Consider the following 19,477-nt stretch of genomic DNA (forward strand, 5'->3'; position numbering starts at 1 on the left):
TCAATCTCCCACCAGCAAGTCTGCCAACAGTTGATCAGAGAGTTCCATTGAACGATGCCACGCCGGCTCCCACAAATCTCTTACTATCTGAGCGGCTTTCTCTCCCAAGGGCTGCTTGGGAGTGTCAACCACGACCGCATGATGGTCGTTCGTCGCAACAAAGATGCCTTCCTTGATCGTACCGGAAGGCTGTACAAATACGTGGAACTGGTCGCCGCTAGCGGCGTCTCCATTATCGTTGACTTTTTGCGCCATGACTTGCAGGTTCACCAATCCAACATGCATGTCTGGAAATAGGCCTTTCCACTTGTCTTTCGGTACAAGGTTGTCGCCGATCAAATGATATTCGCTACGGTTTGACGTCTTGTAATGTGACCGAAAGTTCAAGCCAACGCCAGTTACCAGCGTCTCCGGTAGCAGCATCAATGCGCCGACCGCAAGATCCTTGATCAAAGGATTTACCGGACCAAGCGATGTAAAGACAATCTGCTGTTGCAACGCTTGGAACGCGAACCAATCTGTCTGAAAGTTCGTCACCTCGCGACTAACTACCAGATTGCCCGCGGTTGCTACCTCAAGGTCCTCGCCGCCGATCAAGTTGTTACGGGCGAACCAATCAGGCGAGAAAATTGAAGGTAGAAATTCCCCGGCAAGCACAATTTGCGCATCGAAAATTTCACGGCTCGCGGACATTTTTTAAGTTCCCACCTCCATTTCCGTCGAAACGAAGGTAAATTTTCACGGCGGCAAAATCAATGCCGGTTTAACTATAGCTAGATAATAACTGATCCAAACTCGTCAGCGCCGCTTCGCAACCGCGCCAATGTGCAATGCGCAACGGACACAACCAGAATGCCACCCAGATGCATCGGAGATCTCGATGTATTACGGCACGAATCTGCAAAACTTCACAAACGCTCCCGAGCGAGAATGACGAACTCATGTGTCTCCAATGAGGCTTGGAGAGGCACCGCAACGATTTCAAGGAGAGTCGTCATTGCCGATCAAAGCCGCGCCGCGATCTGGTCCGACGTCTCGCGATAAGAACGGTAAGGAATCGCACCCCTATTTCCTTAGAAGACGGATTTTAGGGGTATTGGTGGGGGTATAAAAATACGGAAAATCCACGGAACGCACCACCAGTCTTGACATATGAATTCTGCCAGGGGACCAGATAGCTTCTCAGCCATAACGTCGCGCGAAGCCGCCAGAAGCACCTTGATCCCCGGACAATAGACAAGAACAAGAAATACCGGAGCGACCCAATCGACTCACGGTACAGGCGGAAGGAAGCAAGCTGCCTGACGACTACTGCTCAACGTACATCCGCCACTCCGGAAACTGCTCGAAAAAACTCTCGCTCACGAAGACCTGATACAGAAGCGGTGAACTCAGGTTCGTGGCCGTACCGGACTCGTCGGCGATCGTAAGACACGGGTCGATCCCCGTGGTGCTCGCCCATGCCGTAAGGTCATCAGCAAAGTCCGCGGCGCTTTCGCGCGGGACCCGCAGGTTGATCGGCTCCATGGCCGGATCCTCTCTCAATGACTTTCACTAACTGGTTCAGGACACGCAGATTGCCCTGAACATCCAGCCCCTCACAAGCGCCATTCGCTGCGCATATCATCGACCAGTGGCACAGCGGCTAACGTAAGCAGGACGATTGCAAGCGGCACGGTCGATACGAATCCCAGATGCTTGAAACCCACGGCCCCCGCCAGGCCACCAGCAATGAACGACAGAAGCAGGGAGCCAAGCAGCACGAGCTTCTGTCGATCCGCCTGCACCTTTCCTTCGCCGAGAACCGGCCGCGCGTTCCAGTAAAACATCTTACCCAATTCAATTCCGACGTCGGTTACAAGGCCGGTCACGTGCGTGGTACGAATTTCGGCGCGCGAAATTTTCGTGATCATCGCGTTTTGCAGCCCCATGGCAAAGCAAAGCATCCCGACAGTCGCGTGCACGAAAAAGACATGGTGATGCTCGAGGTTCGAACTGATGAGCCCGAACGACAACAGCAGGACGGCCTCGACTGCCAAGGGCGTCGCATAGACACTGCGAAGGCGTCGTCGACGGCCCCAGTTGATCAGAATGGCCGACACCGCCGCGCCGACCAGAAACGCAAGGAGCGCGCTTAGCCCCGAAACGAAAAGACCCGCCTCCCCGAGCACGGCATTATCCGCCAGCGAGGAGACAATCCCGGACATATGCGAAGTATATTGACCGACGGCCAGGAAACCACCCGCATTCGCCGCTCCGGCCACGAATGCCAATGACCGTCCCAGGCGACGATTTGTTGCGTCCGTCCGTTCGGGCGACGTGAAGCCGCGAAGATAATTGATGGGCATCGTGGAATTTACTCGCTTCGCACGGATGAATCATCCGGCAGGTAACTCAGCGATGACGATGCTAGCATGCGTTCGGCCGCGCCGCGTTTGCCCGGATCACCGCTGAACGCGCGAGATCCTGCGGGCAACGGACGACGGATCTGGACCGAGCGAACTGAAAATCCCACTCGCGCCTTTCACTTCCCAACACGCTTCGGTCCACTCAAGGCTTTCGAACAATCAACCCGATCGATGTCGCCACGTATCCCTCGAGCATGATCTTCAGATGCGGCGTCTCCGCATACGGTGGCGCATCGATATGATGGTCGACCGGCTCCGAGCCTGCATTGAAGTTAAAAGGCGCGACGCTATACCCTTCTCCCTCGAGCTCCGCGCGTAACTGTTCCATGTCGCGGCGCCGGAAAATCACGCAGCCGGGATCCTCGAGCGTGTCGTCGTTCGACGAGAGATTGAATTCGGTGGTATGGACGGCGACGCCTCCCGGCCGCAGGCACTTTATCGAGTTCTTCACGAAATCCAGGCCGTGGCGAATCGAGCCCAGATGCTCGAATGCGCAGCACGACCAGACGAAATCGAACTGGCCGGTGAACTTCTCCGGGATCACGTTCATGTTTGCGAATTCATGTGAGACGCGCCGCCGGAATATTCCATCCGGACAGATTCCAAACCCGTTCAGCGCGTCCAACGTCGCGGCATGCTGGTCCGTGTCCACCCAGCCTTTTTCGGCCGCCTCGCGCGTGTCGAGGTCCGTCGCCACGATCTCGCATCCATATTTCGCCATCACAGCCGGCAGCGGTTCGTTGCCGCAGCCGAACCCGAGGCCTCGCCTCCCGCCGGCGAACATGCCGCTACGCCAAAGCGCCTCGAGTACGAAGACAAATTCCCACTGCTTTCGCGCGAGTCTCGCCGGCGAGCGCATTTCACGGCACCACCGCGCATATTCCGGCTCGCGAAACTGCAACGCGGTGCAAAGCTGTGACGACAACCCTCTCAGCGAGGGTGCCGGTTCATCATTGTGAGTAGCAACGAGCGGCGACTCGGCATAACGCGCAGCCCATTGGCGTTCAGTGACGGCACGCCATCGACGTCCATTGATCGTAGACACGACGGAGCCGATGACCGGTAGGCGCTTTGTTTTTTTGAAAATGCGCCTGAGTGCCGACGTTGCGTTCGCCATAGGTGTGCTCCGGAATGTCTCGCAAGACGGAACCGTGGTGCATCCGACCCACGCCCACCCAGCCATCGTCGACTCGCCACCCCGTCATCCCGGCCGCTTCGGAATATTCAACCCCCGCACCACCGCCGGGCGCTCGACGAACGCGGCCAGCACACGCGTCACGTTCGGAAAGTCCTGAATCCCGACCAGATCGCCCGCTTCGTAGAAGCCCACCAGATTACGCACCCACGGAAAAATCGCGATATCGGCAATCGAATAGCGATCGCCCATCACCCACTCGCGTCCTTCGAGGCGCTGCTCGAGCACGCCGAGCAGCCGTTTCGACTCGGCGACGTAGCGATCGCGCGGACGCTTGTCCTCGTATTCCTTGCCGGCGAATTTGTGGAAGAAGCCGACCTGGCCGAACATCGGGCCGATGCCGCCCATCTGGAACATCACCCACTGGATCGTTTCGTAGCGGCCGGCGGCATCCTGCGCAATCAGTTGGCCGCTCTTATCCGCCAGATAGATCAGGATCGCGCCCGACTCGAACAGCGGCAGCGGTTTGCCGTCCGGGCCGTTCGGATCGAGGATCGCCGGGATCTTGTTGTTCGGGTTCAGCGACAGAAACTCGGGCGACATCTGATCGTCGGTATCGAAGCGCACCAGATGCGGTTCGTACGGCAAGCCGGTCTCCTCGAGCATGATCGAGACTTTTACGCCGTTCGGCGTCGGCAGCGAATAGAGCTGAATCCGGTCCGGATGCTCGGCCGGCCATTTCTTCGTAATCGGGAAAGCAGATAAATCGGCCATGGCTTCGAGTCGCCTCAGGCGAGAGAGATTTACAGGACCGCCCAATATAAACCGGCTCGGCGCAACGCGCGCGCAGCGGGCACGCACGCTCTCACCACAAATCCTTCGTCGCCGTCCCCGCGCGCACGTCGAACCCCTCGCGCCACAGCGCCGCGCCGACCGTGACCAGCAGCGTTTTCTCCGAGCCGTCGAGCAACTCCCACGCCGCCGCGAGCCAGGTGGCGAAGTTCGCGCAGGTGGCTTCGAGATCGGTGGGGGCCTTGCCTTCCAGGTACTGCCGTTCGAACATCGAAAGCATTTTTTCGGGTGTCATTGGCGCTACCTCCTGGTGGGATTGCGCCAAGTCTAAAGGCCGCGCATCGCGTACGGAATGCCCTCGATCGCGATCACGGGGTTACTCCCAGGCCGCAACCCGCCCGAACGGCAACCGCTGCCCAAATCGTGGTACGCGATGCGCGGCGCGCGCCGGACGCGGCATACAAAAAAGAGGCGCCGCGGCATGCGCGACGCCTCTTCGCTACATCAGGCTACGCAAAACGGACTCACGGGGTGTTGCGCTTCGCATTGTCCTTGGCGTCTTCCTTCGCGTCGCCGTAGGCCTTCTGCACCTTGCCCGCGCCTTGCTGAATATCGCCTTTCAATTCCTTCGCGGGGTCGTTCGTGACCTTGCCGACGGCCTCGTTGACCTTGCCCTTGATCTGCTCGCCTACGCCCTTCACCTGATCCTTATTCATGTTCGACTCCCCAAACTGTCATCAACAGAAATGCCGGCGCGGCATTCCGCCGGTATCGGGGTTCAGCAACGGACATGCCCGAGGATGGCAGCGCGTGGCGACGGCGCGGGGCGCGACTCGTCGACGAGCACCCTCTCGCGGGCGCGCAAAAAATTCATCAAAGGCCTAAAGTCCCGCCGCGCGCTGCCGTAAATGCGCATAGGGAGGGGCTATGGACCGCACGCTCACTACGCTTTCGGGATCTTCGCAGGCTGCGTTGATCGATCGGGACATCGCGCACATCGGCCGCGTAATGTACGTGTCGCTGCGCGGCGATTTCGGCGGCCCCATTCTGCCCGTCGCCTACTGGCACAGGCGCCTCAATGCCCTGCTCGAGGGCGGCCATCTCAGCCACGCGCAATTCTGCAAGGTCGACAGCCTGCTGCTGCAACTCGACCAGTTCGAAGCGACGCCGCAGCCCGCATGGGAGCGGTACGCACCGGCCGCCTCCACGCTGCTCTTGCCGGCCAAGGCACGGCGCCCGATGCGCTCCGCCCGGCACGCTTCTCACGCGCGACAAGCCCCGGGCCCCGCCTGAGCGGCTTCCTGCCCCATCCGCCGCGCCACGGTCCGCGCCCCCGCAAAAAAACGGCCACGCTAGAAGTCGCGGCCGCAAACACACATCGCAACGCAGGGAACTTGCGTCGCGCAATGAGCCTACACGTCGATCCGTGACAAGCGTGTTTCGCCGCCACCCAACCCAGGCAGGCGAGAAATTTTCCGGCCATCGCCGGCAAAAACAGGAAAATGGGACAGCATTAGGTCATAATGTCCGCAAAAATTCCCAGCAAGGATGCCACGTGACCCTCGCCGCCCCGCTCGACCTGCTCCGGCAGGCGCGCGCCCGTTTTACCCAACGCGAAATCGCCGCGCATGTCGGCAAGGACATCAAGACCATACGTCGTTGGGAAAAAGGCGAAACGCCTTGTCCCGCGATGCTGGAGCCGGCGTTGCGCGATCTGCTGCGGCAAGGCGCGCGCGCGGCGAACCATGCGAACGGCACTGCGCGGTTTCGCTTCATCGATCTGTTCGCGGGTATCGGCGGCATTCGCATGGGCTTCGAGGCACACGGCGGCGAGTGCGTGTTTACCAGCGAGTGGAACGAATTCTCGACGCGCACGTATCGTGAGAACTATGGCGAAAACTACGGCGAGAACCACGCGGGCGGCGCCGGGCGCGCGCTGATCGGCGACATCGTCGCGTTCCCCGCCGAAGACGTGCCGGGCCACGACGTACTGCTCGGCGGCTTTCCGTGTCAGCCGTTCTCGATCGCGGGCGTGAGCAAGAAAAACGCGCTGGGCCGTCCGCACGGCTTCGAATGCACGACTCAGGGGACGCTCTTTTTCGACGTCGCGCGGATCATCGCCGCCAAGCGCCCCGCCGCGTTTCTGCTCGAAAACGTGAAGAACCTGCTGTCGCACGACAAGGGCCGCACCTTCGACGTGATCCTGCAAACGCTGCGCGACGAGCTCGGTTACGAAGTGCACTACCGGGTAATCGATGGCCGGCATTTCACGCCGCAGCATCGCGAGCGCATCATCATCGTCGGCTTTCGCGGCAGGACGTCGTTCTCGTGGGACGATCTGCGCCTGCCCGAGCACGGCCCGCGGCTCGGCGCGATCCTGCATCGCACGGACGGCGAAGAGCCGGTGCTGCCGTGGGATAACGACCGCTTCTTCGACCACGCCGCGCGCCGCGTGCAGCCGAAGTACACGCTCACACCGAAACTGTGGGCCTACCTGCAGAACTACGCAGCGAAGCATCGCGCGGCGGGTAACGGCTTCGGCTTCGGCATCGCGTATCCGGACAGCGTCACGCGCACGCTGTCGGCGCGCTATCACAAGGACGGCTCCGAAATCCTCGTCCATCAGGGCGAAGCGCTGCGGCCGCGGCGCCTGACACCGCGCGAATGCGCGCGCCTGATGGGCTTTCCCGACACTTTCCGGATTCCGGTCAGCGATACGCAGGCCTACCGGCAGTTCGGCAACAGCGTCGTGATGCCGGTGATGCGCGAAGTGGCGCGTATCATGCTGCCGCATGTGCAAACCCTGCTCGCCAACCCGACACGCGATGGTTCGAAACATGCCCTGCCGCTCGATGCATAAGCGCTCTCGCATGCAACGCGGCCAGCCCGCCGTACCCGGCCGAGCGGAGCGCTGACGATGGTCGATATCGTCGATAGCGCGACGCGCAGCCGGATGATGTCCGGCATTCGCGGCCGCAACACCCGGCCGGAAATCCTGATCCGCAGCCTGCTGCACCGGCAGGGCTTTCGCTTCCGGCTCGACGCGCGCGATCTGCCCGGACGCCCCGACATCGTGCTGCCGCGTTATCGCGCGGTCGTGCTCGTGCATGGCTGCTTCTGGCACGGCCATGACTGCCATCTCTTCAAATGGCCGCAGACGCGCCCGGAGTTCTGGCGCGAGAAAATCGGCCGCAATCGCAGCAACGACGACAAGGTGCGCGCCGCGCTGCTCGCGAACGGCTGGCGCGTCGCGGTGGTGTGGGAATGCGCGTTGCGGGGCGCGAATCGCGATATCGCGGGCGTGATCGAACGGCTCGTTGAGTGGCTCAGGAGCGACGCGCCTCACTTCGAGGAACGCGCCTGAAAAGCGGCTGGACGCGGGCTCGCGAGCGGCCGCAAACCGCGCGCGGCCTGCCCGGCTCGCGCGAGTCTCGCGGCTGCTGGTGATACACTCGAAAAGCTCACTCGGAGCACTTCCGGGACGTGCAACGACGTGCTTTCAGAGGCGCCGTCCCAACCTTCTGGCGGCACGTCCCGACGCACCTCGGCAAGCTGCTCCATGCGCGCTCGCCCGCCGCGATACCGCGCTCCGACGAACCCAGAACCAAACCAATCAACAAGGGAGGCACACCATGGCTGACTTCCGTCTCTGGTCCGACGACTTTCCCGCCAACGGCTTCATGCCGAAAGCTCACGAATACGACGACAAGGCGTTCGGCGTCGATGGCGAAAACATCTCGCCGTCGCTGCAATGGGACGCGCCGCCCGCGGACACGCAAAGCTTCGCGCTCACCGTTCACGATCCCGACGCGCCGACCGGCAGCGGCTTCTGGCACTGGGTCGTCGTCAACATTCCGGCCGATGCCCGTTCGCTGCCGCGCAACGCCGGCAAGGCCGACGGCTCGCTGCTGCCGCAAGGCGCGGTGCAGGTGCGCAACGACTACGGGACGGTCGGCTTCGGCGGCGCCGCGCCGCCGCGCGGCGATCGCACGCATCGCTATATTTTCCGGCTGCATGCACTGAAGGTGCCGCATCTGCCGGTCACCCCGGAGACCACCAACGCGGTCGCGCGCTTCATGACGCACCTGAACGAAATCGACTCGACGACCCACACGGGACTGTACGAACTCAAATAACGCCGAAGACGCGGCGCTGGCGCAACTTCACCTGCAACGCCGGCGCCGGCGCGAGCCGCCGCTTTCCGTGAATGATCACGGCGTGAGTGACCACGGCGGCCGAGGCGGCCCGCGCGTGACCCGCCTCCGTGGCGCGCAGCCGTCCCACTACAAATCAAACAGTCGATGCACGCACAACCCTCGCGCAAGGACGGCCCCGCGCCCTCCGCCGCTCCCTCATTCGAGGAAGGCGCCGAACAGGGCCTGCCGGTCCTGCAACGCTACTGGGCGATGCTCGTCATCGCACTCGCGCTCACGCTCGCGGTGCTCGACAGCGCGATCGCCAACGTCGCGCTGCCGACGATCGCACGCAACCTCAACGCGAGCGCGGCCGGCTCGATCTGGGTCGTCAACGCGTACCAGCTCGCGATCACCATTACGCTGCTGCCGCTCGCGTCGCTTGGCGACCGCATCGGCTACCGGCGCATTTATCTCGCGGGGCTGATCCTGTTTACGGTTGCGTCGTTCGGCTGCGCGCTGTCGACGTCGCTGCCGACGCTCGCGCTCGCGCGCGTGATCCAGGGTTTCGGCGCGGCCGGCGTCATGAGCGTGAACACCGCGATCGTGCGCATGATCTATCCGCCCGCGCAGCTCGGGCGCGGCGTCGCGATCAACGCGATGGTGGTCGCGGTGTCGTCGGCGGTCGGACCGACGATCGCCTCCGGCGTGCTCGCGATCGCAACGTGGCCGTGGCTGTTCGCGATCAACGTGCCGATCGGCATCGCGGCGATCATCGGCGGCTTCAAGGCGCTGCCGATGAATCCCGGCCACGAATCGCCGTACGACTATCCGGGCGCGATCATGAACGCGTTCGTGTTCGGCCTGCTGATTTTCGCGGTCGACGGGCTCGGTCACGGCGAGCGCTTCAGCTATGTGACGCTCGAGGTGGTCGCCGCGCTCGTGATCGGCTACTTCTTCGTGCGCCGCCAGCTCACCCAGCCCGCGCCGCTGCTGCCGATCGATCTGCTGCGCATTCCGGTGTTCGCGCTGTCGATCGGCACCTCGGTCTGCTCGTTCTGCGCGCAGATGCTCGCGTTCGTGTCGCTGCCGTTCATGCTGCAGGAAACGCTCGGCATGTCGCAGGTCGAAACCGGTCTGTTGATGACGCCGTGGCCCGCGATCATCATCATCGCGGCGCCGATCGCGGGTGTGCTGTCGGACAAGGTGTCGTCGGGGTGGCTTGGCGGCGTCGGGCTCGCCGCGATGACGCTCGGCCTGCTGCTGCTCGCCACGCTCGGGCCTCACCCGGACGCGCTGCAGATCTCGTGGCGCATGGCGCTGTGCGGCGCGGGTTTCGGCATTTTCCAGTCGCCGAACAATCGCACGATACTGTCGTCCGCGCCGCGCGAGCGCAGCGGCGGCGCGAGCGGCATGCTCGGCACCGCGCGCCTGACCGGGCAGACGCTCGGCGCAGCGCTAGTCGCGCTGATCTTCGGCGTCGCGCCGAAGAACGGGCCGATCGTCGCGCTCTACGTGGCCGCGGGGTTCTCCGCGGTCGCGGCCGTGGTGAGCACGCTGCGGGTCATGCAGAAGGCGACGATCCCGGCTTGACGTATCGATGAACCAGCCCGGCCGCGTACGCATAACGACGACGGGCACCGCCCGCCGGTGCGCACGCCCACATACGCAAAAGGGCGCGCATCGCACTGCGCGCCCTTCCTGTCTCGCTCTCCAATCTTCCCTGCCGCCAGAATCAGGACGTGACCGGCATGCACGCTGCCCGCCGCGAGAAGCGGCAGCGCCCATCCGCTCAAGACGACGATGCCGTCACGTCAGCGAGCTTTACCGCTTTGGCCGTCACCGAAGACGCGGTCGCGACGTTGCGCAGATCGTCGAGGAACGTATCGCGCCACACCGACAGGTTGTTCTCGCGCATCGGCTTCATCATGTCCGCGTGACGCGCCTGCCGCTCGGCGAGCGGCATCGATAGCGCGCGCTCGAGCGCTTCGGCCATCTGCGACAGATCGAACGGATTGACGACCAACGCGCCCGGCAACTGCTCGGCGGCGCCCGCGAATTGCGACAGCACGAGCACGCCCGGATCGGCCGGATCCTGCGACGCGACGTATTCCTTCGCGACGAGGTTCATGCCGTCGCGCAGCGGCGTCACGTAACCGACCTGCGACTGGCGGAACAGCGCCATCAGCAGATTGCGCTCGTACTTGCGGTTCAGATACTGGATCGGCGTCCAGTCGAGCTGCGCGAAACGGCCGTTGATGCGGCCTGCCTCGCCTTCGAGCGTTTGCCGGATGCGTTGATAGGTCTGCACGTCGGCGCGGGTCGGCGGCGCGATCTGCACGAGCGACACGCGGCCATGCCAGCCGGGCGCGTTCAGCAGCAGCCGCTCGAACGCCTGGAAGCGTTCGACGAGCCCCTTCGAATAATCGAGCCGGTCGACGCTCATGATCAGCTTGCGCCCGCGCATGCCGTCGCGCAGGCTCTTCACCGGTTTGCGGTCGGTGAACTGCTCGGCGGCTTTCGCGATCGCATCCGGATAGATGCCGATCGGATACGCGCCGACCTTCAGGAAGCGGTTGAACGCGTGGACCATGCCGTCTTCGCTCGACGTGCCGTGCTGGCCGCGCTCGATATAGTCGACGAACGACTGGCGGTCCGCCTCGGTCTGGAAACCGATCACGTCATAGCTGCACATCGCCTTGACCAGTTCGTCGTGCGGCGGAATCGTGCGCAGCACCTCCGGTACCGGAAACGGAATGTGCAGGAAAAAGCCGATCGGATTCTTCACGTCCAGCTCGCGCAGGCAGCGCGCGAACGGCAGCAGATGATAGTCGTGGACCCAGATGATGTCGTCGGGCCTCAGCAGTTCCTTGAGCTGCTTCGCGAGCGTCGCGTTGACGCGCTGATAGCCCGCGTATTCCTGCCGGTCATAGCGCGACAGATCGTTGCGGTAGTGGAAGGTCGGCCACAGCGTCGCGTTGGAAAAACCGCGATAGTACTGGTCGTAGTCGCGTTTGGTGAGGCCCACCGTCGCGTACGTCACGTTGCCCTGCTTCTCGATCACGGGTGCGGACGGCTCACTGACCGTTTCGCCGCTCCAGCCGAACCAGACGCCGCCGGTTTCCTTCAGCGCGTCCAGTACGCCGATCGCGAGCCCGCCCGCCGCGGGGCGCCCCTCCTGAATCGGTGCGACACGATTCGATACCACGATCAATCTGCTCATTGATGCTCCATTGTTTCGTTGTATTCGGATATGTGCCAAGTCGGTGCATGCAAGTCATGTGCCGATTTTTGAGATACGAGGAATAAAGTTGTATGCAAATGTGACGAACGAGTAGAACCGCGCGACTCCCACGAATCGCGAAGAAATTTTTTCTGCTTTGTTAACGAAACCGGAAGTCTTCGTTACCTGCCCTCAAAGCCGCGCGAACGCCTCGCCGCTCGCATGGCCGCCTTCAGGCATCCTGCTCCGAGCCCAGATCGCGCTGGTATTCGAGCCCTTCCTGACGTACCCCGCCCTGATTGTGCTCGCCGTCCGGCGGGGTATGCGGAGCGATCCGGTTTTGCCCGGCCGGGTCCGGTGACACCACCGGCTCGGTCCTGTCGTCGCCGGGCCTCGCACCGCGCTTCGAATGCCGCGCGGAACGTCGCAATGCGGGATGTCTCATGATCGATGCCTCCGGGGGAAGCTTGCCGCCTGTGGCGGCCTCCATACAGTCTAGGGGGCGTGACGGTAAATTGCCGGTAAAAGATGCGTCGGCTTTGTAACAAGTACATAAATTCGCAGCGCTGCCGCGCCGGCGCAGCGCGCATCGGCTGCGGGCTCGGAAGCTTCGCGCGGTCAACACTGCATCGGCGCCGACGGGAATTTGCTGGCCTGCGGGGGTTGCGTGGGCTGCCCGGGTGGATCGCCGATCGGCGGCGCTACCGGTTCGACCGGCTCGATCGGATCGGGACTCGGGCCGGGGACCGTGTCGGGCTCGCCGGGGTTCGGCGGCGCGGTGGGTGGCTCGACCGGCTCGGGCCGGTGAGCGCGCTTCGGCGGGAGTGGCGCGGGAGCGACGGCGTATTGCGGCATGTCGATGACCTCGTTTTGCGTTCCACCGGAGCGCAGCAAGGCATGTGCCGTTCGGTGCCGCGCCCGGATGGTCGGGCGCGGCATCGCAAGCAGCAAGAATACGTGTGGATACGCGTGGGTCAGCGCGACTGAGCGCAAAAAACGCGTGTCAGGCGTCCGCGCCGCCGAGCGCGCGCGATTCGTCGGCGCCATCGCCTTCCTCGCGCGCATCGTTGCCATATTCGACGAGGCGGTTGTACAGCGTCTTCAGGCTGATGCCGAGAATTTCCGCGGCGCGCGTCTTCACGCCGCCGCATTGATCGAGCGTCGCGAGAATCAGTTGACGATCCGCCTCGGCAAGCGACGTGCCGAACGGAATCGTGATCGCGGTGCCGGCCGCGGGCTTCGACAACGTGATCTGCAACGGCACGGTCGCGGTGCTGTCCGAATCCGCGCTCGACATGATGTGCGCGCGCTGCACGTAATTCTTCAGCTCGCGCACGTTGCCCGGCCACGGATACGACAGCAGCATCTCCTTCACGGCGGCCGGGAAATGCTTCTTCGTGCTGTGGCGATCGTTGAGTTCGTCGAGGAACGCCTGCGCGAGCAGTTCGACGTCCTTGCCGCGATCGCGCAGCGGCGGCAGGCTGATCGGAAACACGTTCAGCCGATGGTAGAGGTCGAGCCGCAGCTTGCCTTCGAGCACCGCCTGCTCCGGGTCGCGATTGGTGGCCGCGATCAGGCGCACGTCGGTTTCGATCTCCTTGGTCGTGCCGACGCGCATGAACATCCCGGTCTCGAGTACGCGCAGCAGCTTCACCTGCAACTCGATCGGCATCTCGGTGATTTCGTCGAGAAATAGCGTGCCGCCGTTCGCGCGCTCGAAATAGCCCTTGTGCTGCCGGTCCGCGCCGGTGAACGAGCCGCGCTCGTGGCCGAACATCTCCGATTCGATCAGGTTCGGCGAGATCGCGCCGCAATTCACCGCGAGAAACGCGTGCTTGCGGCGCAGGCTCAGCTCGTGCAGCGTCTGCGCGGCGACTTCCTTGCCGGTGCCGGATTCGCCGACCAGCATGACCGACGCCGCGGTCGGCGCGACGCGGCTGATCTGGTCGTAGACCTCCTGCATGGCCGGCGAATTGCCGAGCATCAAGCCAAAACGGCCCATGCGGCGCAACTCGCCGCGCAACGTGCCGATCTCGGCCTTCAGGTCGCCGGCGCGCGGCAGGCGCGACAGGATCGCCTTCACGCGCTGCATGTTGATCGGCTTCACGAGGTAGTCGGCCGCACCCATTTTCAGCGCGCTGACTGCCGACTCCACCGTCGCGTGGCCGGTAATCACGATCACTTCCACGCCGGAGCGCGGGTCGAGATCTTCGAACAGATCGACCCCGCTGCCGTCGGGCAGCTTCAGGTCGGTAAACACGACGTCCGGCATCTGCCGGACCAGTTGAATACGCGCTTCGCGCAGATCGCCCGCGGTGGCGGTGGTCAGGCCGTCTTCGCCGATAATGGCGGACAGCGCCTCGCGGGTACTTGCATCGTCATCGACAATCAGTACATGTGGCATCGCGTCTCGAAAACCTGCAAGCGTGGGTAAGGGAAGATGCGAAGCATGCCAATACGCATGCTGCAAGGGAAGCCGACGGCACTGCATGAGACCGCGCTGTGCCTGCGCCGGCCGCTCATTTTATAAAAAATTGCAACAATATCACGAAAAGTAGTGAGCAATTTCGCTTCATTGTTGTCTATTTATCTATTATACGGCTTTATCGACATTCTTTAACCACGCCGCCCAGGCGCGACCCGCCAATCTGGATCGGACTGCGCGAAGCGGGCGACTCCACCTGCTCGCGCTTCGGCAATGCACCAGCGCGTCGACGTCAGCCGCGCGGAAACGGCCATGCACGGCCTTCGTCATGCGCCTGACCCGAGCCGTTGGTGCTGTGCGCCGCGGCCGGGGCCGTTGCCGTCGCGTCGCCTGCGTGCGTGGCCGCCACCGCACCGCCTTCGTTTTCCCAGCGGCTCAGTTCGCGCGCTGCGGAAACCTGGCCGGTGCGTTTGTGCTGTACGTAGCGAACCGCCAGAAAGCCGCCAAGCGCCATCAATACGCTGAAGATGCCAATTGTGGGTCGTGCCATCGTGAACTCCTTTCCTGAGTCTGATGCGAATAGTGCGGATCATGCCGGGAGCGCAGGCGATGCAAACCGCGCGGCGAGCCGCTTCAAATCGACGTGCCGCGCAGCGCGTCTAGCGCGCGACCAGCACACCGAGCAGGAAGCCGGTGCCCGCCGCGATCGCGACCGACCGCCACGGGTTGTGACGCACGTAGCGCTCGGTGCCGACGGCCGCCTTGCGATAACGGCGGTGCACGTTGCGTTGCGCGTCGCCGAGCGCCGATTGCAACGTTTCCACATGCGTGCCGAGCCGGTCGCGCAGCGCATCGACGCCCTCGCCCGGCACATTGGCCGCAAGACGCAGCATTTCCTCCGAATCCCTCAGCAACACCCGAAGATCCTCGACGATCTTCTGGCCGCCGAGTGCAAGTTGTTGTGTGGTGTCAGTCATTGTTCACTCCTCGTCTGGTTCGGCGTTCGTGCGACTCCGCGACATGCCTGCGTCGATGAATGGAAGCGTTCGCGCGTTTTGCTGCCCGTGATCTCGATACCGGTCGAAGACTCACACGAGTCAATGAACCGGTCAATCACGCAAAGCCTATACCCGGTAAATTTGCTGTTTTAACGCATTGCACCAGTAACATTCAGGCACTTTCGACCGATTAAGCGCACATAATGTCCATGTGCATTCGCGCGTTGCCGCTTCGATTGCCGGAAACAGTCTCCAGGTGGTTAAATTGTTCTTTATGAGATAGTGGCTGTACCGTCTATCGCGTTCAAGGCCCGCGCGGCGCAATACGAACTTTCTTTGTACAGGATTCCCCGTTTATGGCGTCAATCGATCTGGACTCGCCCACCGTCTCCAACAGCGGCAGTGCTTCGCCACAAGCGAAGCAGCGCGTCGCGGACGGCGTCGCGGGGCTGAAATCGTACGGGCTGCTGTATGGCTCGTCGCCGGTGATGCTGGATCTGTACGAGCAGATCGAGCGCGTCGCCGACACCGACGCGACTGCGCTGATCATCGGCGAGTCGGGCACCGGCAAGGAACTGATCGCCCGCACGATTCACGAGCGCAGCAGCCGCAAGGACGGCGCGTTCGTCGCCGTGAACTGCGGCGCGATTCCCGATGAACTGATCGAAGCCGAATTGTTCGGCCACGAAAAAGGCAGCTTCACCGGCGCAGTCCAGGGCCGCGTCGGCTATTTCGAGCATGCGAACGGCGGCACGCTGTTTCTCGACGAAATCACCGAGATGGCGCCGGTGCGGCAGGTCAAACTGTTGCGCGCGCTCGAAACCGGCACGTTCTATCGTGTCGGCGGCAACGAACTGATTCGCGGCGACGTGCGCGTGATTGCCGCGACCAATCGCGACCCCGCGGTCGCCGTCAAGGAAAACGGCTTGCGCGAGGACCTGATGTACCGGCTCGCGGTTTTCCCGTTGCGCGCGCCGCCGCTGCGCGAACGCGAAAACGATCGCGAACTGCTCGCGCAATACTTCCTCGCGCAACTGAACCAGCAGGAAGGCACGAACAAGAGCTTCAGCAAACGCTCGATCGAAACGCTGCGCGCGTGGTCGTGGCCGGGCAACGTGCGCGAGTTGAAAAACGCCGTGTATCGCGCGTTCATTCTCGCGGAGAAGACCGTGGAATTGCCGCATCCGCATCTGGCGTCGCGGGTCAAGAAAGCGGTGACGCAGGGCGACGCGATGAGCGTATGGATCGGCACGCCGCTCGCCGATGCACAGAAGCAGATCATTCTCGGCACGCTCAAATATTGCGGCGGCGACAAACGGCGCGCGGCCAAAGCACTCGGCGTGAGCCTGAAGACGCTGTACAACCGCCTGAGCGCCTACGGCGACGAAAGCGGCGAAGAGGACGCCGAGCAATAAGACGCATCGCATTACGAGCCGCTTGTCGATCTCCGGGCGCCGATTGCGGCGACCCGCTTCGGTATTCGTATTTTTATATTCGTGCCGCGTTTTCGCGGCACGTTACGTTTATACCGCCCATTTGCGCGAGCGCGGCATCGCAGCCATTCCAGCCGGTAAATAACTCCAATCGCAAAATTACATGGCTTTCGCTTTCGTTTCGATTACCTGGCAGCGCCAGGAATATACCGCCAGCGATTAAACAGAAAACAACGGGTCGCGCACAATGTTTTGCAAATTTTTGCACTTTCCCCCTGCCAATTACAAATAGCATCCTGCACAATGCGGCAGCGTATTGAACGACGTGCCGCTCGTTCACATGCTTGGCGCGTGATCGAAGGCACCTGTACGGCAGGAACAAGAGAATGCAAAAGAACACAGCGTGGGCCGGCAACGTAAAACCCCTTGCCGTCGGCGGACGCCTTCACACCTCAGTGCCGACGGCACTTGTCGCGCTGGCGCTCGTAGTCTCCTCGGCATTGAGCGGCTGCAGCTCGGTGTACACGGAAGGCGCGGTAGCGGGCGCCGGTATCGCGGGCGCCGCGGTCGCCAACAAGGTCACCAGCAATGCGGCAGTCGCGACCGGTATCGGCCTGGGCGCAGTCGCCGCGGCGCGCGCCGGCGTGCAGTACTCGGAGCGCGTGGTCCACAGAAACACGCAGAACAGCATCGCGCAGGCAGCCGGTCCGCTCGATATCGGCGCGGTCGCGCCGTGGAGCATTACCCACTCGTTCCCGATCGAAGACGACGAACATGGCCGCGTGACGGTCAGCCGTCTGATCAGCACCGGCGCGCTCGACTGCAAGGAAATCGTCTTCTCCGTCGATCAGAACGCGACGAAGAACACGCCGGCCAGCAGCGCGTTTTTCATCGCGTCGATTTGCCGTGACGGCCAGAACTGGCGCTGGGCCTCGGCCGAGCCGGCCACCGAGCGCTGGGGCTCGCTGCAATGACGGCACGGCCCTTCTCCACCCACCACCTGCGACTCCTTGCGGCCGGCGCGCTGTGCGTCGGCGCGAGTCTGCTCGCGAGCGGCTGCGCGTCGATCGGCGCGGCAAGCGGCGCGGCGGCGGGTGTCGCGTCGGGTATCGTGACGAGCAATCCGGCCGTCGCGCTCGGCGTCGGCGTCGCCGTGCAGGCCGCGACCGACGAAGTGATCGCGCGCTACATGCGCAACATGCACCAGGATCAGCAGGATCTGATGGCGGCGCTGGTCGGCACGATGCCGGTCGGCGAAACACGTCCGTGGTCGGTCAAGCATACGTTGCCGATCGAAAACGGCCACGGCCAGGTGCGCGTGACCCGCGCCGTCAGCTCGGCACTCGCGCAGTGCAAGGAATTCGTGTTCTCGGTGCAGGACGGCGATGGTCCGAACGCACCCGAGATGTGGTTCACGGCGAGTGCGTGCCAGCAGGACAAAGGCTGGAAATGGGCGACGGCCGAACCGGCGGTCGAACGCTGGGGCAATCTGCAATAAAAAGCGGCGGGGTCTGAACTGACCCCGCCGCTTTTTTCCAAACCGTCGTCTGTTCCGAAGAACGTCGGCTCAAGACTCCACGTCTTCCAGGCTGAAAATTTCGGTCTGGTCGTTGTACGAGAAGATCTCGCCGTAACGGCCCCAGTTGATGACCGCGTCGAGTGTTTCCTCGGCGGCGCTGTCCGACAGAAAGTCCTCCAGCTCCTGCTCGAAGCGCACGCGCGGCGCGCGATGCCCCGGCCGCTCGTTCAACACTTTCTTGATCCGCGCCGCGAGCGGCACGTGCCGCAACAGATGCTCGGCGAACATCATCTTGCGTTCCTGCGTGCCGAACTCGGCGAACACGCGCGCTGGCGGCGTCAGGAAAATATCGCCCTCGCGCACGTCGGCGAAACCCAGGTGTTGCAGCACTTCGGCGATCGGGAACAGATCGTCCACTTCCAGATGCAGCGAGCGCGCGATTTCCGGCATGTCCGCGCGACCGTGGTACGGCGCGGCGGCCAGCGTCTCGATCAGACCCGCCATCAGGTTGGTCGACACATGCGGCAGCCAGCTATGCAACTCGAGCCCCTTGCGGGTCTTTTCGTCGGTCTGGCGCGCGGTCATCTTCGCGTAGATCTCGTCGACCAGCCGCCGGAACGCCGGATCCAGACGATTGCGCGGATGCTTGAACGGCACCTTGATCTCGGCGATCACGCGGCCCGGATTCGACGACAGCACGAGAATGCGGTCGCACATGAACACCGCTTCCTCGATGTTGTGCGTGACGATCAGCACCGCCTTGATCGGCATGCGGCCCTGCGTCCACAGATCGAGCAGGTCGGTACGCAGCGTTTCGGCGGTCAGCACGTCGAGCGCGGAGAACGGCTCGTCCATCAGCAGCAGCGTCGGGTCGACCACCAGCGCGCGCGCAAAGCCGACGCGCTGGCGCATGCCGCCCGACAGCTCGCGCGGATACGCGTTTTCGAAGCCGTCGAGACCGATCAGGTCGATCGCGGCGAGCGCGCGCGTGCGCCGCTCGCTCGCGGCCACGCCCTGCGCCTCGAGACCCGCTTCCACGTTCTGCAGCACGGTTAGCCACGGGAACAGCGCGAAGGTCTGGAACACCATCGCGACGCCCTTCGCGGGGCCTTCGAGCGGCTTGCCCATATAGGTGACTTCGCCGTCGGTCGGCTCGATCAGACCGGCGATGATGCGCAGCAGCGTCGACTTGCCCGAGCCGGAGCGGCCGAGCAGGCCGACGATCTCGCCCTCTCGCAGCGACAGGTTCGCGTCGTCGAGGACGAGCAACTCGCCCTGCGTCTTGTTGAAGCCGCGGCACACGTCCTTGACGCGCAGGATTTCCTCGCCGAGGCGCGGGGGCTTCGGCGGCGTCTGGATCGGCGCGGCAGTCATAGCAGCTTTCGGATTTTGCATCGCGTTATGCCTTCAT

General features: G+C 63.1%; 22 protein-coding genes. 8 read left to right on the top strand and 14 right to left on the bottom strand.

The window, feature by feature from the left end; genetic code table 11:
* The 7 genes from QM685_RS29925 to QM685_RS29955 form a co-directional block, all read right to left on the bottom strand.
* Entirely contained in the window at positions 1–693 is a 693-nt protein-coding gene (locus tag QM685_RS29925; RefSeq protein WP_415122241.1) for a hypothetical protein, read from the bottom strand.
* Positions 694–1,308: 615 nt separating this feature from the next.
* On the bottom strand, positions 1,309–1,527 hold the full coding sequence (locus QM685_RS29930) for a hypothetical protein (protein WP_415122243.1): 219 nt from the start codon (positions 1,525–1,527) through the stop codon (positions 1,309–1,311).
* A 71-nt stretch (positions 1,528–1,598) separates the two neighbouring features.
* Positions 1,599–2,348 (bottom strand): YoaK family protein, encoded by a 750-nt coding sequence (locus QM685_RS29935; RefSeq protein WP_415122245.1) that lies wholly within the window; start codon positions 2,346–2,348, stop codon positions 1,599–1,601.
* 202 nt (positions 2,349–2,550) lie between these two features.
* Entirely contained in the window at positions 2,551–3,525 is a 975-nt protein-coding gene (locus QM685_RS29940; RefSeq protein ID WP_415122247.1) for an SAM-dependent methyltransferase, read from the bottom strand.
* 84 nt (positions 3,526–3,609) lie between these two features.
* Entirely contained in the window at positions 3,610–4,317 is a 708-nt protein-coding gene (locus QM685_RS29945; protein ID WP_415122249.1) for a glutathione binding-like protein, read from the bottom strand.
* A gap of 91 nt (positions 4,318–4,408) precedes the next feature.
* Positions 4,409–4,630, bottom strand: a complete 222-nt coding sequence (locus QM685_RS29950) for a hypothetical protein (RefSeq protein ID WP_415122251.1) — start codon at positions 4,628–4,630, stop codon at positions 4,409–4,411.
* A gap of 229 nt (positions 4,631–4,859) precedes the next feature.
* Positions 4,860–5,051: a CsbD family protein gene (locus tag QM685_RS29955; RefSeq protein WP_415122252.1), complete on the bottom strand. Its 192-nt coding sequence runs from the start codon at positions 5,049–5,051 to the stop codon at positions 4,860–4,862.
* A gap of 211 nt (positions 5,052–5,262) precedes the next feature.
* Here QM685_RS29955 and QM685_RS29960 point away from each other — a divergent pair, with 211 nt between their 5' ends.
* The 5 genes from QM685_RS29960 to QM685_RS29980 all read left to right on the top strand — a co-directional run bounded on the left by QM685_RS29960 (position 5,263) and on the right by QM685_RS29980 (position 10,061).
* Positions 5,263–5,628: a hypothetical protein gene (locus tag QM685_RS29960; RefSeq protein ID WP_415122254.1), complete on the top strand. Its 366-nt coding sequence runs from the start codon at positions 5,263–5,265 to the stop codon at positions 5,626–5,628.
* A gap of 262 nt (positions 5,629–5,890) precedes the next feature.
* Complete coding sequence (gene dcm / locus QM685_RS29965) at positions 5,891–7,195, top strand: DNA (cytosine-5-)-methyltransferase (RefSeq protein WP_415122256.1); 1,305 nt, start codon at positions 5,891–5,893, stop codon at positions 7,193–7,195.
* 57 nt (positions 7,196–7,252) lie between these two features.
* Positions 7,253–7,699, top strand: coding sequence for a very short patch repair endonuclease (locus tag QM685_RS29970; RefSeq protein WP_415122258.1), 447 nt, complete (start codon positions 7,253–7,255; stop codon positions 7,697–7,699).
* Positions 7,700–7,967: 268 nt separating this feature from the next.
* Positions 7,968–8,471, top strand: a complete 504-nt coding sequence (locus QM685_RS29975; RefSeq protein ID WP_415122260.1) for a YbhB/YbcL family Raf kinase inhibitor-like protein — start codon at positions 7,968–7,970, stop codon at positions 8,469–8,471.
* A gap of 165 nt (positions 8,472–8,636) precedes the next feature.
* Complete coding sequence (locus QM685_RS29980; protein ID WP_415122262.1) at positions 8,637–10,061, top strand: MFS transporter; 1,425 nt, start codon at positions 8,637–8,639, stop codon at positions 10,059–10,061.
* A gap of 199 nt (positions 10,062–10,260) precedes the next feature.
* Here the strand turns inward: QM685_RS29980 and otsA are convergent, their stop codons facing one another.
* The 6 genes from otsA to QM685_RS30010 form a co-directional block, all read right to left on the bottom strand.
* Positions 10,261–11,691, bottom strand: a complete 1,431-nt coding sequence (otsA, locus tag QM685_RS29985) for an alpha,alpha-trehalose-phosphate synthase (UDP-forming) (protein WP_415122264.1) — start codon at positions 11,689–11,691, stop codon at positions 10,261–10,263.
* A gap of 232 nt (positions 11,692–11,923) precedes the next feature.
* A complete protein-coding gene (locus tag QM685_RS29990; RefSeq protein WP_415122266.1) occupies positions 11,924–12,136 on the bottom strand; it encodes a hypothetical protein in 213 nt (70 codons plus the stop codon).
* Between the two features lie 173 nt (positions 12,137–12,309).
* Complete coding sequence (locus QM685_RS29995) at positions 12,310–12,546, bottom strand: hypothetical protein (RefSeq protein ID WP_415122268.1); 237 nt, start codon at positions 12,544–12,546, stop codon at positions 12,310–12,312.
* A 148-nt stretch (positions 12,547–12,694) separates the two neighbouring features.
* The gene (locus QM685_RS30000; RefSeq protein ID WP_415122270.1) at positions 12,695–14,095 is read right to left on the bottom strand and encodes a sigma-54-dependent transcriptional regulator; all 1,401 of its coding nucleotides are present in this window, start codon (positions 14,093–14,095) and stop codon (positions 12,695–12,697) included.
* A gap of 313 nt (positions 14,096–14,408) precedes the next feature.
* The gene (locus QM685_RS30005; protein ID WP_415122272.1) at positions 14,409–14,666 is read right to left on the bottom strand and encodes a hypothetical protein; all 258 of its coding nucleotides are present in this window, start codon (positions 14,664–14,666) and stop codon (positions 14,409–14,411) included.
* 109 nt (positions 14,667–14,775) lie between these two features.
* Complete coding sequence (locus tag QM685_RS30010) at positions 14,776–15,093, bottom strand: DUF883 family protein (RefSeq protein ID WP_415122274.1); 318 nt, start codon at positions 15,091–15,093, stop codon at positions 14,776–14,778.
* 377 nt (positions 15,094–15,470) lie between these two features.
* On the opposite strand from QM685_RS30010, the gene QM685_RS30015 reads away from it, so the two are divergent.
* The 3 genes from QM685_RS30015 (at position 15,471) to QM685_RS30025 (ending at position 18,045) form a co-directional block, all read left to right on the top strand.
* Positions 15,471–16,529: a sigma-54 interaction domain-containing protein gene (locus tag QM685_RS30015; RefSeq protein WP_415122276.1), complete on the top strand. Its 1,059-nt coding sequence runs from the start codon at positions 15,471–15,473 to the stop codon at positions 16,527–16,529.
* A 404-nt stretch (positions 16,530–16,933) separates the two neighbouring features.
* Entirely contained in the window at positions 16,934–17,521 is a 588-nt protein-coding gene (locus QM685_RS30020) for a hypothetical protein (RefSeq protein ID WP_415122278.1), read from the top strand.
* On the top strand, positions 17,518–18,045 hold the full coding sequence (locus tag QM685_RS30025; RefSeq protein WP_415122280.1) for a hypothetical protein: 528 nt from the start codon (positions 17,518–17,520) through the stop codon (positions 18,043–18,045). The genes QM685_RS30020 and QM685_RS30025 overlap by 4 nt, the downstream gene beginning before the upstream one ends.
* A gap of 69 nt (positions 18,046–18,114) precedes the next feature.
* Here QM685_RS30025 and QM685_RS30030 read toward each other — a convergent pair whose 3' ends face one another.
* On the bottom strand, positions 18,115–19,461 hold the full coding sequence (locus QM685_RS30030) for an AAA-associated domain-containing protein (protein WP_415122282.1): 1,347 nt from the start codon (positions 19,459–19,461) through the stop codon (positions 18,115–18,117).
* Positions 19,462–19,477 lie beyond the last annotated feature (16 nt).

The sequence above is a fragment of the Paraburkholderia sp. genome (assembly GCF_047605525.1).
Taxonomy (GTDB): domain Bacteria; phylum Pseudomonadota; class Gammaproteobacteria; order Burkholderiales; family Burkholderiaceae; genus Paraburkholderia.